This is a genomic window from Fluviicola taffensis DSM 16823 (genome assembly GCF_943372375.1).
GTDB classification, from domain to species: Bacteria; Bacteroidota; Bacteroidia; order Flavobacteriales_D; family Crocinitomicaceae; genus Fluviicola; species Fluviicola taffensis_A.
The window spans coordinates 46,279-67,130 of the sequence record NZ_CALRYJ010000016.1 but is presented as its reverse complement, the minus strand read 5'-3'; the positions used below and the strand labels follow the sequence as shown (position 1 = coordinate 67,130).

Below are 20,852 nucleotides of genomic sequence, written 5' to 3'. Positions count from 1 at the left end.
ATAGGAAAAACCTCCCGGATATCCGGGAGGTCTTTTTTTGTGCTTACTTTTGAGGGATGAAAGAATTGGATGTTTTGGTAATTGGAGCGGGAGCCGCAGGGTGTTTTTCGGCAATCAAGGCGTCTGAGAACTTTAAACAGGCGAAAATTGCAATTCTGGAAAGAAATGCTAAACCTCTGGCGAAAGTCAAGATCTCCGGAGGAGGAAGATGCAATGTGACCAATGTGATTTCGAACCCCGAAGAATTATCAAAACATTATCCGAGAGGCGAACGGTTTCTTAAGAAGGCATTTTACCAGTTTACCAGTTCGGATATGAAAGCATGGTTGGAAAGTAGGAATGTTCCGTTGAAACTCTATCCGGATGGATGCTATTTTCCTATGAGTAACGATTCTCAAACGATCATTGATTGCTTTTTAAATGAATTAAGGAAGAATGATGTTCAATTATTATTGAATCAGCGAGTTGAGACGGTGAAAAAACTAGATTCCGGTTTGTTTGAAGTTCAAACTCCTGAGGAAATTTTTCATTCCAAAGCAGTGATCGTTACTACCGGAGGGCAACCAAAAATATCCGGCTTCGAGCTGTTAAAGGCTTTTGATTTGAAGATTGTGTCGCCGGTTCCATCTTTATTTACCTTCAATATGCCGAATGAACCGATCAAGGAATTGATGGGAATTGTTCAGGAAAATGCATTGGTGAAGATAATTGGTGAAAAATGGACGTCAAATGGACCTTTGTTGATTACGCATTGGGGCATGAGTGGTCCGGCAGTCTTGAAATCTTCTGCTTTTGGGGCGCGTATTTTTGAATTGAAAGGATACAAATCCCAAATTGCTGTGAATTGGACCGGAGAAGAGAATCAGGAAGTTGTTAGGGAGTCGATCAATCAATTCGTCAAATCCAATAAATTGGTGGTAAATACGCCGCTTTATTCCGTTAAATCACGCTTATGGACCTATTTGGTAGAGAAAGCAGGAATTCCCAATCAATTCAAATGTTCCGAATTGACAATGCGACATCAGAACAAATTGTTGGAGGTATTGGTGAATGACTTGTATTTAATGGAAGGAAAGACGACCTTTAAGGAGGAATTCGTTACAGCTGGTGGGATCGACCTGAATGAAATCAATGTACAAACGATGGAATCCAAAAAGTACGGGGGACTATTTTTTGCCGGGGAAACCATGGATATTGATGGCATTACCGGAGGATTTAACTTTCAGGCGGCTTGGACAACAGCGGCAATTGCAGGCATGAATGTTTTAAAAAACAAGTGAAGATGATTCGAATAGCTTTGACAGGGATTGTGGGATTGATGATTGTTTCTTGTCATTCACCAAAAAAAATAGTGGAAGAGCAGCCGAAAATTGAACCGCAAAAAGAAACAAATCAAGTCCCTGCCGACAAGAATGAGGTTTTTTATTTAGGTCTTGTTCAAATCCTGGATTGCGGTGTGACCATTCAAATTACTTCCGGAGAGACAAAAAACACCGTTTCTCCGATAAATCTGGATTCCAAGTTACAGGTAAATAATCTGCGCTTGAAATTGAAGTTCAAACAAGTGGATGAACGAGCAAGCGGATGTATGGAATTTCAGGCAATTGAAATTACAGAAGTATTCGCCGTCCGCTAAAACTACAACTGGTTCATCAAAACGCGATACAGTTCAATCATAGATTCAATATCTTTCTTGTATACTTTTTCCTGTGGCGTATGAACGTTGTCTTCCGGAGCTCCAATAAAACACCAATCGATAGGCAGATCTGATTTTTGAAGAACAGAACCATCACTTCCGCCTGCAGATTCCACTTCCAATTGGAATTTTATTCCGGAATCTTTTGCAATGGAAATGATTTTGTTCAGGTATTTTCTTCGAGGTACCATGCTGTCTCTCATGGAAACTGCTACACCTCCTTTGTGAACAACGCCATGAGTAACCCAGGTGATATCACAAATCAATGCTTGAAATACATCGTAGGTGTTCATCAGGTATTTAGCACAAGCACCAACTGAATTTCCGCCATGTTCTTCATAGGTTGAAAATACAATAGCCCCGTTTTCCAGTGTTTCGGCTAATTGAAGTGCTACAAAAACGCCCAAGCGGTTATCCATGTAAGGTGACTGGATATATTCCTTGGTTTCTTTGAAGTTCGGTTTGAATGAAAGAAGTGTTCCGCGATCAATGGTTCTTTCATGTGATAATTGAATCCGCTGCTGATTGTATTCGTTCTCAAAAATCATTAATTCACCTTCCACATCACCTTGAGAATCACTCCCGACCAGAATGGTTCCGTCGATGTTTTTAGGTCCGCCAACCCGAATCAGTTCATTGTCATAACCAACCGAATAACCGATGGTATCTATGTGTGCATAGACAGTCGTTCTGGGGTTTCCGAAAACCAAAATGAGGGCATCTTGAAAACCAAGACCATCAATAATCCGTGGTTTCGATTTCCATTGAGAAGAATGTTTTAGAACATATTCCTTAATAAATGCCTTGATTCGTGATTCATCACTTGCAACTCCTTGAATAGATATGAGTTCTTGAAGTAATTGAAATGGACTATTGGATGATTCCATGATTTTCTATTGTAATGTTTTTTTCTTCAGGAAGAAGGAGGTTTAATTCAGCAAATTGTTCCAATAAATTTAATTCTGAAACGGGTAGTTGTATGCTTAGTTTGCAAGATAGTTGAAAATCTTGAAGGATGATTTTTGCCGGGCTATTTTTTAGAATACTCATCACTTGAGGCATTTCATCGTACTTGTAAAGCAAGGTGATCAGCACTTCATCTTCCTGTTCGATGATTTGAGCACTTTCCAATGCTTCTTTGGATGCTGTTCGGTAAGCATTGATCAGACCACCAACTCCCAGATTCACTCCTCCGTAATAGCGGACCACGGCAATCAGGATATTGGTCAGGTCAAACGATTGTATTTGACCGAGAATAGGTGCTCCGGCAGAATTTGAAGGTTCACCGTCATCACTTGCGCGATACTTTTTCTTGTCACTTCCCAAACGAAAAGCAGAGCAAACATGAACGGCTTGATAATGCTCCTTACGAAGACGTTGGATATGTTCCTTGATTTCCTCTTCTGTTTTACAGGGAATGGCAAATGCCAGAAATTTGGAACCTTTCTCCTTATAGAAGCCTTCGCTTTGTTCTGTGATTGTTTTGAATTTGCTTTCCTGCATCTGTTTGCAAAAGTACGAAGAATGTGAATTGGGAGATTAGAAAGTGGTCAAATAAGTCAATTATCTATCCAATCTCATTTCTGTTAAATAGCTTGCAATCAGCTTTTTAGCATTTAATCTGTTCGTATCTTTGCGAACACTAAAATTTGCGAACACTAGAATTTGTAAATTTCAGAAGATAGTTTCCGGATATAAAAAATGGCTGTCTTTCGGACAGCCATTCGGATATTATTGAATAGTCAATTTCTTTTCAAGGTCTTCCAGGTAAACCCGGAACTGTTTGTCGGTCTCAGAAAGGTTGATAACCGTTCTGCAAGCATGAAGTACTGTTGCGTGATCTTTTCCACCGCAATGTGCTCCGATACTAGCCAATGATGATTTGGTCATCTTCTTAGAGAAATACATGGAAATCTGACGAGCTTGAACCACTTCACGCTTACGTGTTTTTGATTTCAGCATTTCAATTGGCAAGTCGAAGTAATCGCAAACCACTTTCTGAATATAATCGATTGATACCTCACGTGCAGTGTTCTTCACAAACTTGTCAATCATCTGTTTCGCCAAGTCAAGCGTAATGGCTTTTTTGTTTAATGAAGCCTGAGCAAGAAGGGAAGTCATAGCGCCTTCCATTTCACGGATGTTTGTATTGATACTGTATGCCAGGTATTCAACCACCTCACGCGGAAGTTCGATACCGCTACCATACATTTTCTTCTCCATGATTGCAATACGTGTTTCCAAATCAGGAGTGGAAAGATCTGCAGACAATCCCCATTTGAAGCGGGACAACAAACGTTGCTCCATTCCTTGCATTTCAACAGGCGGTTTATCCGATGTTAAAATGATCTGTTTTCCATTTTGGTGTAAATGGTTGAAGATATGGAAGAATACATCTTGTGTTTTTTCTTTTCCGGAGAAGAACTGAACATCATCAATGATCAGAACATCGATCATTTGATAGAAATGAATGAAATCATTTGTTGTTTGATTACGAACAGCGTCAATGAACTGGTGAGCAAACTTTTCAGAACTAACGTAAAGTACCGTTTTATTCGGGAATTGATTTTTTACACCAATACCGATTGAATGTGCCAAATGTGTTTTACCTAATCCAACGCCACCGTAGATCAATAATGGATTGAAAGCTGTTCCTCCGGGTTTGTTCGCAACTGCGTAACCGGCAGAACGAGCCAAGCGATTACAATCTCCTTCTACAAAATTCTCGAATGAATAAGCCGGATTCAAGTTTGAATCTACGTTCACTTTCTTCAATCCCGGAATGATAAATGGATTCTTGATCGGATTGTCGCTGATGTTTATGGGCATGTGCATAGGCGCATTCTTCACTGCCTTCTTATCGGAAGCAGGAAGTTTTACCGTATAAGGATTCGAATTGCTGGCAGAATTTTCCATAACAATACTGTATTCCAAATGCCCTTCTTGACCGAGCTCTTTTTTAATTACTTTTTTCAATAAAGTAATGTAATGCTCTTCCAACCATTCGTAAAAAAAGTGAGATGGAACTTGTATTGTCAGAATGTTGTTTTCAAGCTTTACTGGAACAATTGGTTCAAACCAAGTTTTGTAAGCTTGGATCGGTAAATTATCCTTGATAACTTTCAGACAGGAATTCCAAATAGCGTCATGGTTGGCACTCATTTAGCAGGGTATTTAAATGTTTATAATAATATGTTAATAAAAAAATAATCGACGTAATAGATTCAAAGCTCAAGCGTTAAGCTCTGTAATTTTTAAGTGAACAAAGATTCTCATAAAAAAGTGAAAAAAAAAGTTCTTTAGGGGTTGATTATTTGAAAAGTTTTGCTTTGTATTGAAGTTATCCTTTAACATCTGCTTTTAATTATTTTAAAACTTCCTGATTGTTCGATGAATATCGAAATTTTGTAGCTAGATGTTAAATATTTATATTTAAACTAAAAAAATCGTCTTCCTTCAAAGATACGAAATTAGATTATATTAACCTCCACTTAACGTTCCCAAAATATCATTTGTACTCATTAAATTTCTAATCGAAAATCTGAAAAATAGTTACGACATTTAACCCAATTTATTTAGAATATAAGATTTCATGAAAACTTCATTTGAATTCCCGACAAAGGTACGTGTAAGATATGGTGAAACAGATCAGATGGGGTATTGTTATTATGGTAATTACGCTGCGTATTTTGAGGTGGGAAGAGTGGAAGCAATGCGTTCTTTGGGGATGAGCTATCGTGAATTGGAAGAAAGCGGGGTGATGTTGCCGGTAAGTCATTTTGAAGTGGATTATTTCAAACCCGCTTTGTATGATGATGAATTGACAATCGTGACCGCAATTACGGAACTGAAAGGTCCGCGTCTGTTTTTTGAATATACATTGTATAACGAAAAACAAGAATGTCTGAGTAAGGCGAAAACAACTTTGGTTTTTGTTTCGAAGGTGAATATGAAACCGATTGCCCCTCCGGCAGCATTTGTTGAACTAATGGAGAAACACCATGCTTGAATCGACTTATTTTAAACTGAAGTTTCCGGAGGAAACAGATCTGAAGCGCTGGCTCTCAGAAAGGGATGGTGAAATTCGAATCGGTCAGAATGTTTTGTTCCGTTCGACTAATGAGTCGGAAGATTGGAAAGAGAAGAAATTCCATGTCATGGGTGTGAAGGAAGATATTGGACCAAGGTTGAATGGTGGCTTAGGTGGTTCTCAGGCTGCTTTCGAGGCATTCATTCCGAGATTCCTGGGAGTTCAATCGAATCAGTTTTTAACAGGTAATTCCATTTGTATTCATGGATACATTGATTCGCGCGAGCCGATTGATGCCATTTCCTTTATGCATGTGGATGATTTGGATTATTTACTTTCGGCTTGGGTAAAAGAGGTCGTTGATGCGGGAGGCGTTCCGATTGTGATCGGTGGAGGACATAACAATGCTTATCCGATCATAAAAGGAGTTTCTGAATCATCGGGGCTTGCGATATCTGTCGTGAATTTGGATCCCCATGCAGATACACGTGCCATGGAAGGCCGACATTCCGGAAATCCGTTTTCTTACGCATACGAGTACGGATTTTTAGGACATTATTCTGTTTTGGGTTTACACGAATCGTACAACAACCAATTTATACTGGATCACCTCCATGAAATGAAAGCCTTTTTTACGTTTTATGAATCCTGGTTGGAAAAGCCCTTCAAGTTTCAGGCGGATATCGATAAGGTATATGATTCCCAATTTCAGAACGTAATGGGAGTGGAGTTGGATATGGACGCTATTGCATATATGCCTTCAAGTGCATTTACTCCTTCGGGAATTACAGTCGACCAGGCAAGAATTTACTTACGGAAAATGGCTTCTCTTGAAAAAGTAGCTTATTTGCATTTGCCGGAGGCTGCTCCCAAGAATGAAAGGGAAGAATTGATAATTGGTAAAACGCTCACTTATTTGGTGACAGATTTTGTGAAAGAGTATCAAAAACATCATCTTTAATTCGTAATATTGAAGTTGTGGCTGCACTCCGAGATATTACCTCCAATATACTTCAATTCGTAAGGGTCTTTTTCCCATTCGTCTTATTGGCTCACCATTTGAAGCATAATCTGTTGGGATTCTTCTATTGGGTGTTTTTCTTTTTGCTGATTTCGGATAAGGTTGGAGTTGGGTTTGGATTGTCTTATTTGTTTTTATCTCCAGAATATCAGGGTGATACTAGTTTTTTTTCTTTTCTACTGATCGGTTTTTCGTTTGGTGGATTGACCATGGCTTTCCATTCGTATTCCTACATGAGATTAGCTTCCCGCTTCCCTTTTTTAGCGATGGTCAATAAACCATTTGTCCGTTTTTGCATTAATAACAGTATTATACCTACAGCATTTATCATCTTTTTTATCATTCGTATCGTCCGTTTTCAGAGAATGGAAGAGTTTGAATCCGGATTGAATGTATTTCTATTTGCAGTGGGTTTTCTGGTGGGGTTCTTTCTTTTTGTAGGGATTGCTTTACTCTATTTTTTTCCGATCAATAAAAATCTGTTTGAATTGAGGCGGTATGATGAAGACAAGTCAACGCGAAATGATCGGTGGATGCGATTTGGGAAACGCAATCGGATCAAGGTGAAAGGGACAAACAGGCAGCGTTTGTATTGGTATGTGGGGAGAAGGTTTCGGATTCAGCAGTGCCGTTCCACGAGACACTATGCGCAATCATTATTGCAATCGGTTTTCGATCAGAATCGAATTTCCACTACGGTCTTCGAGATAGTCACGATCATGACTTTTGTATTGATTGGTTTGTTTGGAGGAAAAACGTTCTTGGATGTCCCGGCGGGAGTGAGTGTGGTGCTGCTAATGACTATTATCCTGATGCTGCTTAGTGCACTTCAGACCTGGTTGCGGGTTTGGGCTTACCCGATAATTATTCTGTGTTTCCTATTGATGAACTATCTGTCCAATACAGTGGATATTTTCAAGTTTCAAACACAGGCGTATGGCTTGTCGTATGATCAGACAGCAGTTTATTCTGATTCGGCTATTTATGAATTGAGCAAGGATGGAAGACAACGTGCAGATGATTACAATGATTACATTTCGTATCTGGAAAGTTGGAAAAAACAAACAGGGGAAGAAAAACCGCTTTTGGTTATTGTAAATACTTCCGGAGGAGGTTCGCGCAGTGCTTCATGGGTTTATCAGGTTCTTCGGATGTGTGATTCACTGAGTGATTTCAAGTCATCCAAACACATTGCAATGATCACCGGTGCTTCCGGTGGTACGGTCGGCGCATCTTATTACCGATCGCTTTTACTGGAAAAATATCAGACTAAAAAGGTCAATTTCAATGACAATAAGTATTTTGAAGAGATTTCTCAAGACTTACTGAACAAACTATCATTTGCTGCATCAACAAACGATCTGTTTTTCCGGTATCAGTCCAGTTTTGAGGATTCGGAATACAGTTATGACAGAGCAATGGCTTTTGAATCTGATTTGAATGAGAACACGGGGCAGCGATTGAATAAACCCTTACTTTATTTCAAGGTATTTGAAAAGCAGGGAATCATTCCTAACTTGATTCTGACTCCTTCTGTGGTGAATGATGGGAGAAGAATCCTGATTTCGTCATTAGGGTTGAGTTTTTTAATGGATTCGGCTTCTCCTTCACCGGAAATGAATCACGTTCAGGAAAATGTGGATATTCATCTCCTGCTTAAAAATCAGGAATCCGAGAAGTTGCGTTTGTCTTCTGCCTTGCGTATGAATGCATCGTTTCCGTATGTTTTACCAATGACCAGTTTGCCGACTATTCCGGAAATTCAGTTGATGGATGCAGGAGCGCGTGATAATTTCGGAACAAAAATCACCATTCAGTGGCTGATGAAATTGGAATCATGGATCAGTAAGAATACGAGCGGAGTGGTGATTCTTCAGATTCGGGACAATAAACGGATCATGTACAGCGAGGAAACCCGTTCATTCGGATTCTTTGATAAATTCACTGCACCTGTTTCAAATGTGTTTTCCAATTTTCCGCGAATTCAGGATTATGATCAGGATGAGTTGCTTCGAGCGACCATCGGAAAATACAATGTTCCTATTCAAACCATTAATTTGAATCTAAGGGAATTGCAAAAGGATCGGATCAGTCTTTCCTGGCATCTCACCAAACACGAAAAGCTGAAAGTTCTCGCAGCAATTAAGCGTTCATCCAATGTCAAGGAATTCGAGAAGTATCAGAAGCTTTTGAATAATTGACACTTCGACTACGCTCAGTGTCCTTTGTGTTTTTTTAGATTTAAGTTGAGGAGGGTAAAGGTGACTGAGCGTAGTCGAAGTTAATCGTGATCCCACTTCCGCTTTGTTGATCCTGCTGTTTCTTTAACAATCCATCCCTTCGATTTTGCTTCTTTGAAAAGGTATTTCCGTAATTTTCGAGGGTAAAAGAACTTCCAGGTCATTCTGCTTCTTGAAAGGTCTTTTGTGACATCTGCCAGCGATAATAGATGATAGCAGGCTGCTGCACACCTCATGCCGAAGAAAGCATACGGATAAGGTCCTTCTTTCAGAAAAGGGTTCGAATCGTTGAGTAGTTTTTGTTTCTGCGACTGACTTATCGGGATGAAGATCTGACAGGTTTTGGTGGTGTCTGCTCGAAAAGTTCTGTAGAACTGTTTGGTGCTTGAAATGAGATATCTCCCTGTGTCTGAGTTTATATTTGTAGCAACCACTCTTCCTCCGGGAACAAAATGCATTACGCTGTCCGTTCCCAGCCTTAATCCGATGTGTCCGCCCAGCTTACCTCCAAACCAATGCCTCTCACTTTCAACAAGTGGTTTCGAACCATAGATTACTTCGACAACTAATGTGTCTGATTGAGCTAAGCAGTTGAATGACAGTAGAAGGATGAAGAAGAGTCTCATGACGATGGTTTTATTAATTCGGTTTTCATTGTAGTTTAATGATACAATTCTATTTGCCATCAGTTCAAAATAAGATTTGAATAGTCGGATGAATTGATTGAAATGTATGCCCTGGAGATTTTTTAATTCGTATCCCGATAATTATCGGGAAGGCATTCGCAATTCGTAATTCGAAAATCCTTATTTTCGTTGTATGTCTCAGGTAGCGCAACTTTATAAATACAATTTGGATGCTTTTTCTTTGGAGAAGAATTCGGAGGAGTATTTTGCCGAACATTTCAATCCGTTTGAGGATATGAATTCTACGTATTGGTTGAATTTTCATTCAATGAAAGACAAGGAGTCGATTATTAAGTTGTGTGATAAGCTATGCATTGACAAACTGCTGCAGGAAGATTTGTTTGCAGAAACCAAGCGTACCCGTTTGGAAGAGTATTCCGATTACGTGTTTTTCAGCATTGTTTCTGCTTTGCCTAAAGAGGGATTGAACAACTACGAGTTAACGAAAGAGCGGGTCAGTTTCATTATTGGTGATAATTACCTCATTTCCTTCCAGGAAAAGCCCTCGGATCACTTTCCGACAGTTCGGGAACGAATTGAATACAAGCGTGGAAAAGTTCGCTTCAAAGGACCTGATTTTCTCTTGTTCCGGATGTTGGAATCGATTATCGATAACTACACGGAAGTGGTGGGAGAGATTTCCATTAATATCGAATTGTTGGATAAGATTGTGCTTCGAAACCCGAAAAGTGAAGTGCTTCGAAAAGTGGAGTGGGAAAAGAGAAAGCTGTTGGATTTACGCAAGATCGTTTTCCCGATGAAAGAATTGATGGGGCAGTTGGATCGGGTTGAGAATGAACTCATCATTGAAGATAACATTCATTACTTCCGCGAACTGAAGGATATTTGTTATAGTTTAATCGATGAAATCGAATCTCAAAAACAAATGTTGGACGGTGTTGCCAATTTGTATTATGCCATCCAGGGACAGCGCATGAATGAGGTCATGAAGGTATTGACGGTAACGAGTGCGATCTTCATTCCGCTCACATTTATTGTTGGAGTTTATGGAATGAATTTCGAGAACATGCCTGAATTGAAATCGCATAATGGCTATTACATGATTTGGGGAGTCATGATTTTCATTACAGCCGCTTTGGTTTTTGTCTTCTGGAAGAGAGGGTGGTTGAAGCGCAATGATTAAGCCTGGTCGATCAATTCGTTTGCATAGAGCATAAAGCGCGATTCTTCCAATAACTGGTAAAGTAATAACCATTCTTTTTGATTGAATGCAAGAACCATTTTGGAGTTGTCGGTATGCATGTAAATCTTTTCACCGGTTTCTTTTTTCTCTTCATAATGCATGGAGTGAATGGTGTGAACCTGGTCTGAAAATCGGATAAAGTCATCATAGGAAAGAATCAGGACCACATTTCCGAATCCAAGATGGAATTGTTCGCAGTTTTTACATTGAATAAGGCATCCGAAAGAATTATTGCTGATTGTTTTGTAATGACACATAGTTGTTTGTTTTTGGTAAAATTATTATTTGGAATAATTCTAAACAATACCCAAAAAGCGGTATAATTCCTCCCTGCGAAATTAACCTTGCATCGTTCATAACTCGTAATAAATCATGGTTTAAATAAAGCTTTCCGTTACTATCTTTGGTAACTTGCAAAGAATCCGTTATTATGGCTGAAAATCAATATACTGAAGACAATATACGATCTCTGGATTGGAAGGAGCATATTCGCTTGAGACCCGGTATGTATATCGGGAAGTTAGGTGATGGAGCTTCTGCCGACGATGGAATCTATATTTTGGTGAAGGAGATTGTCGATAATTCCGTTGACGAATTTGTCATGGGGAATGGAAAGCGTATCGACATCAAAGTGAAGGATGGGAAGGTTTCAGTTCGGGATTACGGACGTGGAATTCCCTTGGGAAAAGTGATTGAATGTGTCTCCCAGATCAATACCGGGGGGAAATACGATTCCAAAGCGTTTAAGAAATCTGTTGGATTGAATGGGGTGGGAACAAAGGCTGTAAATGCTTTAAGTGATTACTTCATGGTTTATTCCGTGAGAGAAGGACAAAAGAAGCAGGTTGTTTTTTCCCGGGGAGAGTTAACCGAAGATTTACCTTTAAGCAAGACGGATGAGGTGAATGGAACTTATTTTGAGTTCATTCCGGATGAATCCATCTTCAAGAAATTCGCGTTCAAGATGCCTTACCTGATTAAGATGTGTTGGAATTACTGCTATTTGAATCGGGGGCTTGCAATTTACTTCAATGGTGAAAAATACCAATCGAAAGACGGGTTGAAGGATTTGTTAGAAGACAACATGGATGGAGATCCCTTGTACCCGATCATTCACATGGAAGACGATGATATCGAAGTGGCTTTCACGCATGGTAAAACATATGGAGAAGATTACTACTCATTCGTGAATGGTCAGCACACCACGCAAGGAGGGACACATCAAAGTGCATTCAGGGAATCCATTGCGAAAGTGATCCGTGATTTCTACAAAAAGGATTACGATGCTTCGGATATCCGACAATCAATCGTTGCTGCAATTGCAGTGAAGGTGATTGAACCGGTGTTTGAATCACAAACGAAAACAAAATTAGGTTCACAGGAAATCGAGCCGGATGGGAAATCCATGCGTGCATTCATCAATGATTTCCTGAAGGATAAATTGGATAATTACTTGCACCGTCACCCGGATGTGGCAGATACTTTAGAGAAGAAGATTAAGCAATCCGAGCGCGAACGTAAAGAGTTGTCAGGAATTCGGAAATTGGCGCGCGACAGAGCAAAGAAGTCCAGTTTACACAATAAGAAATTGCGTGATTGCAGAAGTCACTTGACAGATCTGAAGGATGAAAAACGTGAAATGACTACGCTTTTCATTACGGAGGGGGATTCTGCAAGTGGATCAATTACGAAATCGAGAGACGTGAATACACAAGCCGTGTTTTCATTGCGAGGTAAGCCTCTGAATTGTTATGGACTGACCAAAAAGGTCGTTTACGAGAATGAAGAGTTCAACTTGATTCAGGCAGCTTTGGATATCGAAGATGATATGGATAATTTGCGTTACAACAACATTGTAATCGCTACCGATGCCGATGTCGATGGAATGCACATCCGTTTGTTGTTATTGACATTTTTCCTACAGTTCTTCCCGGATTTGGTGAAAAGAAATCACGTGTATGTATTGCAGACACCTTTGTTCCGTGTTCGAAATAAAAAGAAAACGATTTACTGCTATTCCGATGAAGAACGGAGAGCTGCCATTTCCGAATTAGGGAAGAATCCTGAAATCACCCGATTTAAAGGATTAGGGGAGATTTCTCCGGATGAGTTCAAACACTTTATCGGGGATGATATCCGCCTGGAGCCGGTTCTCTTGACAAAAGATGCATCAATCGACTCGATCTTGTCCTATTTCATGGGGAAAAATACACCGGAACGTCAGGACTTCATTATTGAAAATCTCCGTGTAGAGAAAGACGAAGGCAAGAATGTGGATCTGGAAGATTCCGAACCAGAAGATGATAGTACTGAACCAATTGAAAAAGCTTCTTAAGGGAGTGTTTTTAGAATGCAGTACATTCAGGATATAAAGCAACTGGTTCATTCAGCCAGAACAAAGACTTATCATGCTATAAATGCTGTGATGGTTGAAGTTTATTGGGAGATTGGGAGGAGAATTATTGAAGAAGAACAAAATGGAGAGTCCCGAGCAGCTTATGGAAAAGAAGTATTGAAGAAATTGTCATTAGAACTTACAGTAGAATTTGGTAAAGGATTTTCAGAACGTTCTTTGAGAGAATTTAGGCAATTTTATAGTTATTTTCCTGATTTTGAAAATTGGCGTACGGTGTTCGCCAAATTAAACTGGTCTCATTTATGATGATTTGAAAAAAGGAAAAGATGATAATCCGACAATTGGAATTTTACTTTGTACAGAAACAGACAGAACCATTGCAAAGTATTCTGTATTAAAAGATAATGATCAGTTATTTGCAACTAAATATTTACCGTATTTACCAACTGAGAAAGAACTGGTTGAAGAAATAGAAAAGGAAAGATTGAAGTTCAAACTCTTAAACGAGAACGATAATGAATGAAGATGAAATCGGACCGGTAGACCCGGAAAATGAGAACTTAGATAATTCTGGTAATGAAGGTCAAGAATCCGAAGGAGCAGATTCAAGTCCTTTTGAGAAAAACCATGTGGATGAAAATATTATTCCGCTTAGTGGTTTGTATGAGAATTGGTTTTTGGATTATGCCTCTTATGTAATCTTGGAACGTGCTGTTCCTTCCTTACACGATGGTTTCAAACCGGTTCAAAGAAGAATTCTGCATTCCATGAAGGAATTGGATGACGGACGCTACAACAAAGTGGCCAACGTGATCGGGAATACCATGAAATATCACCCGCATGGCGATGCTTCAATCGGAGATGCTTTGGTTCAACTGGGGCAAAAGGAATTACTGATCGATTGTCAGGGAAACTGGGGAAATACATTGACAGGTGACGGTGCTGCTGCGCCTCGTTATATTGAAGCCCGACTTTCTAAGTTTGCAAGTCATGTGGTTTTCAATCCAAAAACGACCAATTGGTTGTTGAGTTACGATGGTCGAAATAAGGAACCGGATAATTTACCGGTGAAATTCCCTATTCTACTTGCTCAGGGAGCGGAAGGAATTGCGGTCGGAATGGCATGTAAGATTCTGCCGCATAACTTTAATGAACTGATCGAGCAGTCAATCAATCATTTACGTGGAAAGAAAGTGGAGATTTTCCCTGATTTCCTGGTTGGTGGTATGGCGGATTTTACCAACTACAACGATGGCTTAAGAGGGGGGAAAGTACGTGTTCGTGCAAAGATCAAAAAGGTGGACAATAAAACCTTGATGATCAATGAGATTCCATTTGGTAGCACAACCACTTCGTTGATCGAAAGCATCATTAAAGCAAATGATAAAGGGAAAATCAAGGTAAAGAAGATTGAAGACAATACTGCAGCAGATGCGGAAATTGTGATTCATTTGGCGCCTGGAGTTTCACCTGATAAAACGATAGATGCCTTATATGCATTCACAGATTGTGAAGTCTCGATTTCTCCGAATGCTTCTGTGATCGACGGGGATACACCACGTTTCATGGGAGTATCTGAAATCCTGAAAGTCAACACAGATAATACACTTACTTTACTTCGGAAAGAACTCGAGATCCGTTTAGCGGAACTGGAAGCACAGTGGCATTTCTCAACACTGGAGAAGATCTTTATCCGGGAAGAGATGTACATCGACTTCAAATTGTATTCCGACAAAGAAGGTTTGTATAAATACATGTATAAACGCTTTGAGAAATTCAAAAAGCAGTTTGTCCGTGAGATCGTAGATGAAGACTTGCAGCGTTTGACTCAAATCCCAATGATTCGGATTACCCGTTTCGATTCGGATAAAGCAGACGACTTGATTGCCAAGTTGGAAGCTGAGATGGAAGAGGTGAAAAAGAATTTGGAGAATCTGGTTGAATACGCGATTGAATATTACAAGGATTTGAAAAAGCGTTTTGGAGCTGGAAAAGAGCGCAGAACGGAAATGAAAGTGTTCGACAATATTGCCGCAACGAAGGTGATTATCGCTAACCGCAAGTTATACGTAGATATCGAGGAAGGATTCATTGGTTGGGGCTTGAAAAAGACCGAAGCAGTAAATGATTGTTCTGAAATCGATGATATCATTGTCTTCTTCGACACCGGAAAATTCATTGTAACGAAAGTTTCAGAGAAGAAATTTGTTGGTAAAGGAATCGTTCATGCAGATGTGTGGAAGAAAGGCGATAAACGGACTATCTATCACGTCATGTATCAGGATGGTGCCGGTGGCGCTACGATGATGAAACGTTTCTTTGTGAATTCAGTGACACGTGATACGGAATACGATCTGACACGTGGAATTAAAGGTTCCAAGTTATTGTATTTCTCCGTGCATCCGAATGGGGAGCGGGAAGTGGTTACCGTGATGCTTCGCCCAAGACCGCATTTGAAACGTTTGCGTTGGGACGTGGATTTAGGAGATTTGTTGATCAAAGGTCGTCAGTCTGCCGGAAATCGCGTAACAAAAGAGATTGTTCAGAAGATTACACAAAAAGAAGTAGGTGGATCAACGCTTGCTGCCCGTAAAATTTGGTTTGATACGGTTGTTGGAAGGTTGAATGATGAAGGAAGAGGAAAATTCCTGGGCTCGTTCAAAGGAGAAGACCGCTTATTGACTTTGTATAAAAACGGTGATTATAGACTTTCCACATTTGACTTGGGGAACCACTTTGATGAAGACATGATTCACATCGAAAAATGGGTTCCGGACAGACCGATTTCTGCTGTTTATTATGACGGTGAAAAGGATTTGCACTTTGTGAAGCGATTTACTTGTGAAGTCACAACAGATAAACGCGTATCGTATATCTCGGAAACAGAAGGTTCCTATTTGGATTGTGTTTCTACAGCATTCAATCCAATTGCCCGAATTGTGTACAATAAGCTTTTAAAGGAAACAAAAAACCTTCCGGATAATGAAATTGCTTTGGCAGATTTTATTGATGTGAAAGGAATGAAAGCACAAGGAAATCAATTGACAAAATTGAAGGTCAAAGAAGTGGTCTTAACGCATGAAATTGAAGGCTCGGAACCATGGCCGGATGAAGAACCGTTAGATCTGGAAATTGACAATTCCGATGATGATTCGGTGAATGATAGTGATGATTCTGAAGGAGGAGAAGATACTCCGACCATCGAATGGGATATGACAAAGGATCCGGATGATTCGGAACCCACCTTGTTTTAAATAATTGAAAAATCCTTTCGTTGCTGCGGAAGGATTTTTTGTTTGTAGGCATGCGATGCATCGGGAATTAATCACTCCCGATAGCTATCGGGATGACACCCAGACTTAATTTTCTACCACAAATGCACAAATTATTGGCTCGGCTACCGCACTCGCTTTTGAACCAAATAAGCAATGATTCATACTGTTTATGAGATACAGAGGCGACTGGTAAGCGCCTCAAACATTTGCATTTGCGGTAAAATAATTTGTTTTTGTATTCTAGAAAAGGTTTGGGTGCGAATAATACATATACCCCGATGCATCGCGTTCCTAATTTATTTGCATTTAAAATGATACCTTTTGGTATTATACCATTTAGTAGAAAATTTGTATATTTAGTTATGCAAGAAGTCTATTCACCATTCATTTTTGGTAATACCGTAAGTGTTCAAGGGTATACCAATCGCGAGGATGAAGCCTATCGTTTGAAACAAAACCTGTTGGGTGGAATCAATACCATTCTGATTTCTCCCCGTCGTTGGGGTAAATCTTCCCTGGTGGAACGTGTTCTGATCGATATCAATAAGTCAGACAAGAAGTGCAAAACCGTTCTGCTTGATTTATTTACAATCAACAATGAAGTCGAATTCTTCGAATTGTTCACCCGGGAAGTAATCAAGGCAACTTCAACCAAATGGGAAGATTGGCTGCATGACACGAAAAGTTTCTTATCCAATTTGGTTCCAACGGTACATGTCGGAGTAAATCCTCATTTGGATTTCACCATCAAATACGAACACGAAAAAGTACGTGAGTTTGCGGATGAAATCCTGAATTTGCCGGAACGCATTGCAAAAGAGAAAGGAATTCGTTTAGTCATCTGTTTGGATGAATTTCAGAACCTGACAAATCTGGTTGAATACGAGCCGTTGGAAAAGAAAATGCGAGCCATTTGGCAACGTCAGAAACTAGTTTCCTATTGTCTGTTCGGAAGTAAACGGCATATGTTGGAAGCAATCTTTAATAATCCATCGAAGCCATTTTACCGTTTCGGAGATCTGATGTTATTGCCAAAGATCAAAGAGGAAGCATGGGTTAAATTCATTCAATCCAGTTTCAGGAAGACGGGGAAGCAGATTTCAAAAGAAATGGCTACAATCATACCTCGTCTGATGAAAAATCATTCGTGGTATGTACAGCAGCTTTCTCATTATGTCTGGAATCAAAGTCGTTCAGGTGTTGTGGACAAGCAAATCATTCGAACAGCATTGTCTGAATTGATCTATGCAAATCAGCCTTTGTATCAACGGGAAATAGAAGGAATGAGTTCCACGCAAGTGAATTTGTTGAATGAAGGCAATCTATCAAAAGGAAAAACAGTTGACTGCGGCTGTAGTGATGCGCACATACGCATTGGGAACTCCAAGAAACGTTTCCAAAAATCGGGTGATTCTTGAAGGAAGGGATATGATCATTAAGGATGAAGACGGAATTTACGAATTTCTAGACCCTGCTTTCGAATTGTGGTTCGGGAAACAGTATTTCCAAACTCCATGGACTTCCGTGTTCGAATAGCGGTTCACAAGAGCATGTATCAATATGTAAAGCCAATAGAAACCCATTTCTAGGTTATAAGACCTAGGTAAGTTTGCCGAATATCTTGTTTTGAGAGGTGTTATTTTTTTCCTTGTAGCTGAGGCTGAAGAACATCTTTTCTCCCCAATCGCTTCATGTGTCTGAAATGCGAAGCCAAAGCTTGTCCGGTGCTGTCGTATGAATAATAAGTTACACCGAATTCTTTACAGGTTTTCGCCACGATCTTTTGGATTTCAGGATAATGGACGTGTGAAATACGAGGGAAAAGATGATGCTCCACCTGGAAGTTCAATCCACCGACTAACCAGCTCACCACTTTATTGTCTACTGCAAAATCACTTGTTGTGGCTAACTGATGAACAGCCCACTCATTTTCGATTAGTAACGATTCATCTTCAGCGTGTTCAAACTCCACGTTTTCAACTACGTGTGCTAATTGGAATACAAATGACATGGTCAAGCCAAGCATCATGTGCATCAAAGTGAATCCGAGGATTGTCCAGCCGATTCCCCAAACAAATGATGGAAGAACCAGGTATAGACCGAAATAGATCATTCGTGTCGTCCAGAACATCACGTGATCGATAGGTTTCATTTTACCGACCTCAACAGTGAAACGGGAACCCAAAATATAATCTTCAAAATCTTTCACCAAAACCCAATAGATGGTGGAAATACCGTATAGGAATGGAAGATAGATATGCTGAAAACGATGTGCTTTATAGCGTGGTTGGGTATCACTCATCCGAAGAAAGGGAGTCTTTGAAATATCATCGTCAATTCCATCAATATTCGTGTAAGTATGGTGAACCAGGTTGTGTTTTTGTCTCCACATAAATGCATCACTTCCCAAAGCGTTCATGGATAGACCGAAGAAATAATTGACGTTTTTATTATTGGAAAAAGCTTCATGACAAGCGTCGTGCATGATATTGAAACCTACCAAAGCCTGAACGAATCCCAAAGAGGCAGACAAAAGCAATGCGACATATCCTGGAATCGGAAGCAATAGTATTGTCAGGTAAATGGCAATGTATGTAGCGATGATAATGGTTGCTTTCAGATACAACTTCCAATTTCCCGAGGTTTCCAGTTGATTTTCGTCAAAATAATTCTGAACTGATTTTCTCAGTGTGGAGAAGAATTCGCCTTGCGGCTTAGAAAATTGAACTTTTTTCAAGCGTTTTGGATTTTAAATTCAATACAAAGTTAAGAAATAAATGTGTTCGATTTTGATAAAAACGTTGATAAGCCAATGATTCCAACCTATTTGAAGGACAATACATTTTTTTTAAAAGTGAATATTTGTATATCTTTGTGTCATCCCAAGGATGATTTCTCTCCTGCGACTGCAAATGAGGAAAGGATGATTGCTCTCCGTGACGAGTGATGATAGCTAAAAAAAAAGAGTATTATGGTAGCATTAGACAAATTGTCATCGGAAGAATTGATGCAGTTGGAAGATCGTTATGGAGCGCACAATTATCATCCGCTTCCGGTCGTTCTTGCAAAAGGAGAAGGAGTTTATGTTTGGGATGTAGAAGGAAAAAGATATTTTGATTTCCTATCTGCATATTCAGCAGTGAATCAAGGGCATTGTCACCCGAAAATTGTAAAAGCATTGACCGATCAGGCTCAAACGTTGACCCTGACATCACGTGCTTTCTACAACGACACCTTGGGTGTTTATGAGAAATTCGTGACTGAGTACTTCGGTTTTGATAAAGTACTTCCAATGAATACGGGTGCTGAGGCAGTGGAAACAGCCATTAAAATAGCTCGTAAATGGGGGTATGAAAAGAAAGGTGTTGCTGAAAATCAAGCACAGATTATTGTGTGTGAGCAAAATTTCCACGGAAGAACGACAACCATCATCTCATTCTCAAGTGATCCCGATGCAAATACCAATTTCGGACCCTTTACTCCTGGATTTATCCGAATTCCTTATAATGATCTGGATGCTTTAGCTGAAGCAGCAAAACAACCGAATGTGATCGGATTTTTGGTAGAGCCGATTCAGGGTGAAGCAGGTGTTTATGTTCCGGATGATGGTTATTTGGCTGGATCTAAAGAGATTTGTTCCAAGAACAAGATCTTATTCATCGCGGATGAAGTTCAAACAGGAATTGCACGTACAGGAAAGTTATTGGCAGTGGACCATGAAAATGTGAAGCCCGATATCCTGATTCTTGGAAAAGCAATTTCAGGAGGAGTTTACCCGGTTTCTGCCGTTTTTGCCGATGATGAAATTATGATGGTGATTAAACCTGGTCAACATGGTTCTACTTTCGGTGGAAATCCGTTGGCGGCTAAGGTTGCTGTTGCAGCTTTGGAAGTAGTGAAAGAAGAAGGTTTGGCAGAAAATTCCGAGCGATTGGGGAAATTGTTCCGCGCTGAGATGAATCGCATCATTGAAAAATCAGATTTGATTGTGAAAGTTCGTGGAAAAGGATTGTTGAATGCAATCATCGTAAACGATACGGAACAAAGTAAAACTGCCTGGAATTTGTGTGTGGAATTGAAGAATAACGGATTGTTGGCAAAACCGACACATGGAAATATCATTCGTTTTGCACCGCCTTTGGTCATGACGGAAGAACAATTGATGGAATGCGTTGCCATTATTGAACGCACTATCTTGGAGTTTAAAAAATAAACAAAGCATAAAAATGGAAAACCGTCTTGAATATCAGGACGGTTTTTTTGTTTTTAGACAAGGCGTCAAATGTTGTTTACCGCAATATTTCAACTCTTTACCGCTTCTTTACCGGGGGTTCTTTGGATTAA

At 39.8% G+C, this 20,852-nt stretch carries 18 protein-coding genes; 12 read left to right on the top strand and 6 right to left on the bottom strand.

Annotation, left to right across the window (positions count from 1 at the left end):
* The first annotated feature begins 56 nt into the window (after positions 1-56).
* Together AAG807_RS17870 and AAG807_RS17865 are read left to right on the top strand one after the other, a co-directional pair.
* On the top strand, positions 57-1,280 hold the full coding sequence (locus AAG807_RS17870) for an NAD(P)/FAD-dependent oxidoreductase (RefSeq protein ID WP_341906911.1): 1,224 nt from the start codon (positions 57-59) through the stop codon (positions 1,278-1,280).
* A gap of 2 nt (positions 1,281-1,282) precedes the next feature.
* Complete coding sequence (locus tag AAG807_RS17865; protein WP_341906908.1) at positions 1,283-1,636, top strand: hypothetical protein; 354 nt, start codon at positions 1,283-1,285, stop codon at positions 1,634-1,636.
* A gap of 2 nt (positions 1,637-1,638) precedes the next feature.
* On the opposite strand, the gene AAG807_RS17860 is transcribed toward AAG807_RS17865, so the two are convergent.
* The 3 genes from AAG807_RS17860 to dnaA all read right to left on the bottom strand — a co-directional run bounded on the left by AAG807_RS17860 (position 1,639) and on the right by dnaA (position 4,858).
* Entirely contained in the window at positions 1,639-2,583 is a 945-nt protein-coding gene (locus AAG807_RS17860) for a M20/M25/M40 family metallo-hydrolase (RefSeq protein ID WP_341906906.1), read from the bottom strand.
* Positions 2,567-3,199 carry a YigZ family protein gene (locus AAG807_RS17855; protein ID WP_341906903.1) on the bottom strand — a complete coding sequence of 211 codons (633 nt, stop codon included), beginning with the start codon at positions 3,197-3,199 and terminating at the stop codon, positions 2,567-2,569. Before AAG807_RS17855 ends, AAG807_RS17860 begins: the two co-directional genes overlap by 17 nt.
* A 228-nt stretch (positions 3,200-3,427) precedes the next feature.
* Positions 3,428-4,858 carry a chromosomal replication initiator protein DnaA gene (gene dnaA, locus AAG807_RS17850; protein WP_300352758.1) on the bottom strand — a complete coding sequence of 477 codons (1,431 nt, stop codon included), beginning with the start codon at positions 4,856-4,858 and terminating at the stop codon, positions 3,428-3,430.
* A gap of 430 nt (positions 4,859-5,288) precedes the next feature.
* On the opposite strand from dnaA, the gene AAG807_RS17845 reads away from it, so the two are divergent.
* The 3 genes from AAG807_RS17845 to AAG807_RS17835 are packed head-to-tail and all read left to right on the top strand — an operon-like array spanning position 5,289 to position 8,948.
* Positions 5,289-5,705, top strand: a complete 417-nt coding sequence (locus AAG807_RS17845; protein WP_341906900.1) for a thioesterase family protein — start codon at positions 5,289-5,291, stop codon at positions 5,703-5,705.
* The gene (locus AAG807_RS17840; protein ID WP_341906897.1) at positions 5,698-6,687 is read left to right on the top strand and encodes an arginase family protein; all 990 of its coding nucleotides are present in this window, start codon (positions 5,698-5,700) and stop codon (positions 6,685-6,687) included. Before AAG807_RS17845 ends, AAG807_RS17840 begins: the two co-directional genes overlap by 8 nt.
* 17 nt (positions 6,688-6,704) lie before the next feature.
* The gene (locus tag AAG807_RS17835) at positions 6,705-8,948 is read left to right on the top strand and encodes a hypothetical protein (protein WP_341906895.1); all 2,244 of its coding nucleotides are present in this window, start codon (positions 6,705-6,707) and stop codon (positions 8,946-8,948) included.
* Between the two features lie 80 nt (positions 8,949-9,028).
* On the opposite strand, the gene AAG807_RS17830 is transcribed toward AAG807_RS17835, so the two are convergent.
* A complete protein-coding gene (locus AAG807_RS17830; RefSeq protein WP_341906893.1) occupies positions 9,029-9,673 on the bottom strand; it encodes a hypothetical protein in 645 nt (214 codons plus the stop codon).
* Between the two features lie 133 nt (positions 9,674-9,806).
* On the opposite strand from AAG807_RS17830, the gene corA reads away from it, so the two are divergent.
* A complete protein-coding gene (gene corA, locus AAG807_RS17825) occupies positions 9,807-10,817 on the top strand; it encodes a magnesium/cobalt transporter CorA (RefSeq protein WP_341906890.1) in 1,011 nt (336 codons plus the stop codon).
* Here corA and AAG807_RS17820 read toward each other — a convergent pair.
* Positions 10,814-11,134, bottom strand: coding sequence for a DUF6686 family protein (locus tag AAG807_RS17820; RefSeq protein ID WP_341906887.1), 321 nt, complete (start codon positions 11,132-11,134; stop codon positions 10,814-10,816). The two genes, corA and AAG807_RS17820, sit on opposite strands and share 4 nt — an antisense overlap.
* Before the next feature lie 173 nt (positions 11,135-11,307).
* On the opposite strand from AAG807_RS17820, the gene AAG807_RS17815 reads away from it, so the two are divergent.
* The 5 genes from AAG807_RS17815 to AAG807_RS17795 all read left to right on the top strand — a co-directional run bounded on the left by AAG807_RS17815 (position 11,308) and on the right by AAG807_RS17795 (position 17,926).
* Positions 11,308-13,212, top strand: a complete 1,905-nt coding sequence (locus AAG807_RS17815; RefSeq protein WP_341906885.1) for a DNA topoisomerase IV subunit B — start codon at positions 11,308-11,310, stop codon at positions 13,210-13,212.
* A 15-nt stretch (positions 13,213-13,227) separates the two neighbouring features.
* Positions 13,228-13,539, top strand: a complete 312-nt coding sequence (locus AAG807_RS17810) for a DUF1016 N-terminal domain-containing protein (protein ID WP_341906883.1) — start codon at positions 13,228-13,230, stop codon at positions 13,537-13,539.
* 4 nt (positions 13,540-13,543) lie between these two features.
* On the top strand, positions 13,544-13,756 hold the full coding sequence (locus AAG807_RS17805; protein WP_341906879.1) for a PDDEXK nuclease domain-containing protein: 213 nt from the start codon (positions 13,544-13,546) through the stop codon (positions 13,754-13,756).
* Positions 13,749-16,487 (top strand): DNA gyrase/topoisomerase IV subunit A, encoded by a 2,739-nt coding sequence (locus AAG807_RS17800; RefSeq protein ID WP_341906876.1) that lies wholly within the window; start codon positions 13,749-13,751, stop codon positions 16,485-16,487. Before AAG807_RS17805 ends, AAG807_RS17800 begins: the two co-directional genes overlap by 8 nt.
* 383 nt (positions 16,488-16,870) lie before the next feature.
* Positions 16,871-17,926 carry an ATP-binding protein gene (locus AAG807_RS17795; protein WP_341906873.1) on the top strand — a complete coding sequence of 352 codons (1,056 nt, stop codon included), beginning with the start codon at positions 16,871-16,873 and terminating at the stop codon, positions 17,924-17,926.
* A 218-nt stretch (positions 17,927-18,144) separates the two neighbouring features.
* Here AAG807_RS17795 and AAG807_RS17790 read toward each other — a convergent pair whose 3' ends face one another.
* The gene (locus AAG807_RS17790) at positions 18,145-19,245 is read right to left on the bottom strand and encodes an acyl-CoA desaturase (RefSeq protein ID WP_341906870.1); all 1,101 of its coding nucleotides are present in this window, start codon (positions 19,243-19,245) and stop codon (positions 18,145-18,147) included.
* Positions 19,246-19,479: 234 nt separating this feature from the next.
* Here AAG807_RS17790 and rocD point away from each other — a divergent pair, with 234 nt between their 5' ends.
* Positions 19,480-20,721 carry an ornithine--oxo-acid transaminase gene (gene rocD / locus AAG807_RS17785; protein WP_341906867.1) on the top strand — a complete coding sequence of 414 codons (1,242 nt, stop codon included), beginning with the start codon at positions 19,480-19,482 and terminating at the stop codon, positions 20,719-20,721.
* The last annotated feature ends 131 nt before the right edge of the window (positions 20,722-20,852 follow it).

Bases quoted from the DNA above. Each gene is read 5' to 3' on its own strand.
- AAG807_RS17870 (WP_341906911.1), top strand. From the start codon at position 57: ATGAAAGAATTGGATGTTTTGGTAATTGGAGCGGGAGCCGCAGGGTGT.
- AAG807_RS17865 (WP_341906908.1), top strand. From the start codon at position 1,283: ATGATTCGAATAGCTTTGACAGGGATTGTGGGATTGATGATTGTTTCT.
- AAG807_RS17860 (WP_341906906.1), bottom strand. From the start codon at position 2,583: ATGGAATCATCCAATAGTCCATTTCAATTACTTCAAGAACTCATATCT.
- AAG807_RS17855 (WP_341906903.1), bottom strand. From the start codon at position 3,199: ATGCAGGAAAGCAAATTCAAAACAATCACAGAACAAAGCGAAGGCTTC.
- dnaA (WP_300352758.1), bottom strand. From the start codon at position 4,858: ATGAGTGCCAACCATGACGCTATTTGGAATTCCTGTCTGAAAGTTATC.
- AAG807_RS17845 (WP_341906900.1), top strand. From the start codon at position 5,289: ATGAAAACTTCATTTGAATTCCCGACAAAGGTACGTGTAAGATATGGT.
- AAG807_RS17840 (WP_341906897.1), top strand. From the start codon at position 5,698: ATGCTTGAATCGACTTATTTTAAACTGAAGTTTCCGGAGGAAACAGAT.
- AAG807_RS17830 (WP_341906893.1), bottom strand. From the start codon at position 9,673: ATGGCAAATAGAATTGTATCATTAAACTACAATGAAAACCGAATTAAT.
- corA (WP_341906890.1), top strand. From the start codon at position 9,807: ATGTCTCAGGTAGCGCAACTTTATAAATACAATTTGGATGCTTTTTCT.
- AAG807_RS17820 (WP_341906887.1), bottom strand. From the start codon at position 11,134: ATGTGTCATTACAAAACAATCAGCAATAATTCTTTCGGATGCCTTATT.
- AAG807_RS17815 (WP_341906885.1), top strand. From the start codon at position 11,308: ATGGCTGAAAATCAATATACTGAAGACAATATACGATCTCTGGATTGG.
- AAG807_RS17810 (WP_341906883.1), top strand. From the start codon at position 13,228: ATGCAGTACATTCAGGATATAAAGCAACTGGTTCATTCAGCCAGAACA.
- AAG807_RS17800 (WP_341906876.1), top strand. From the start codon at position 13,749: ATGAATGAAGATGAAATCGGACCGGTAGACCCGGAAAATGAGAACTTA.
- AAG807_RS17795 (WP_341906873.1), top strand. From the start codon at position 16,871: ATGCAAGAAGTCTATTCACCATTCATTTTTGGTAATACCGTAAGTGTT.
- rocD (WP_341906867.1), top strand. From the start codon at position 19,480: ATGGTAGCATTAGACAAATTGTCATCGGAAGAATTGATGCAGTTGGAA.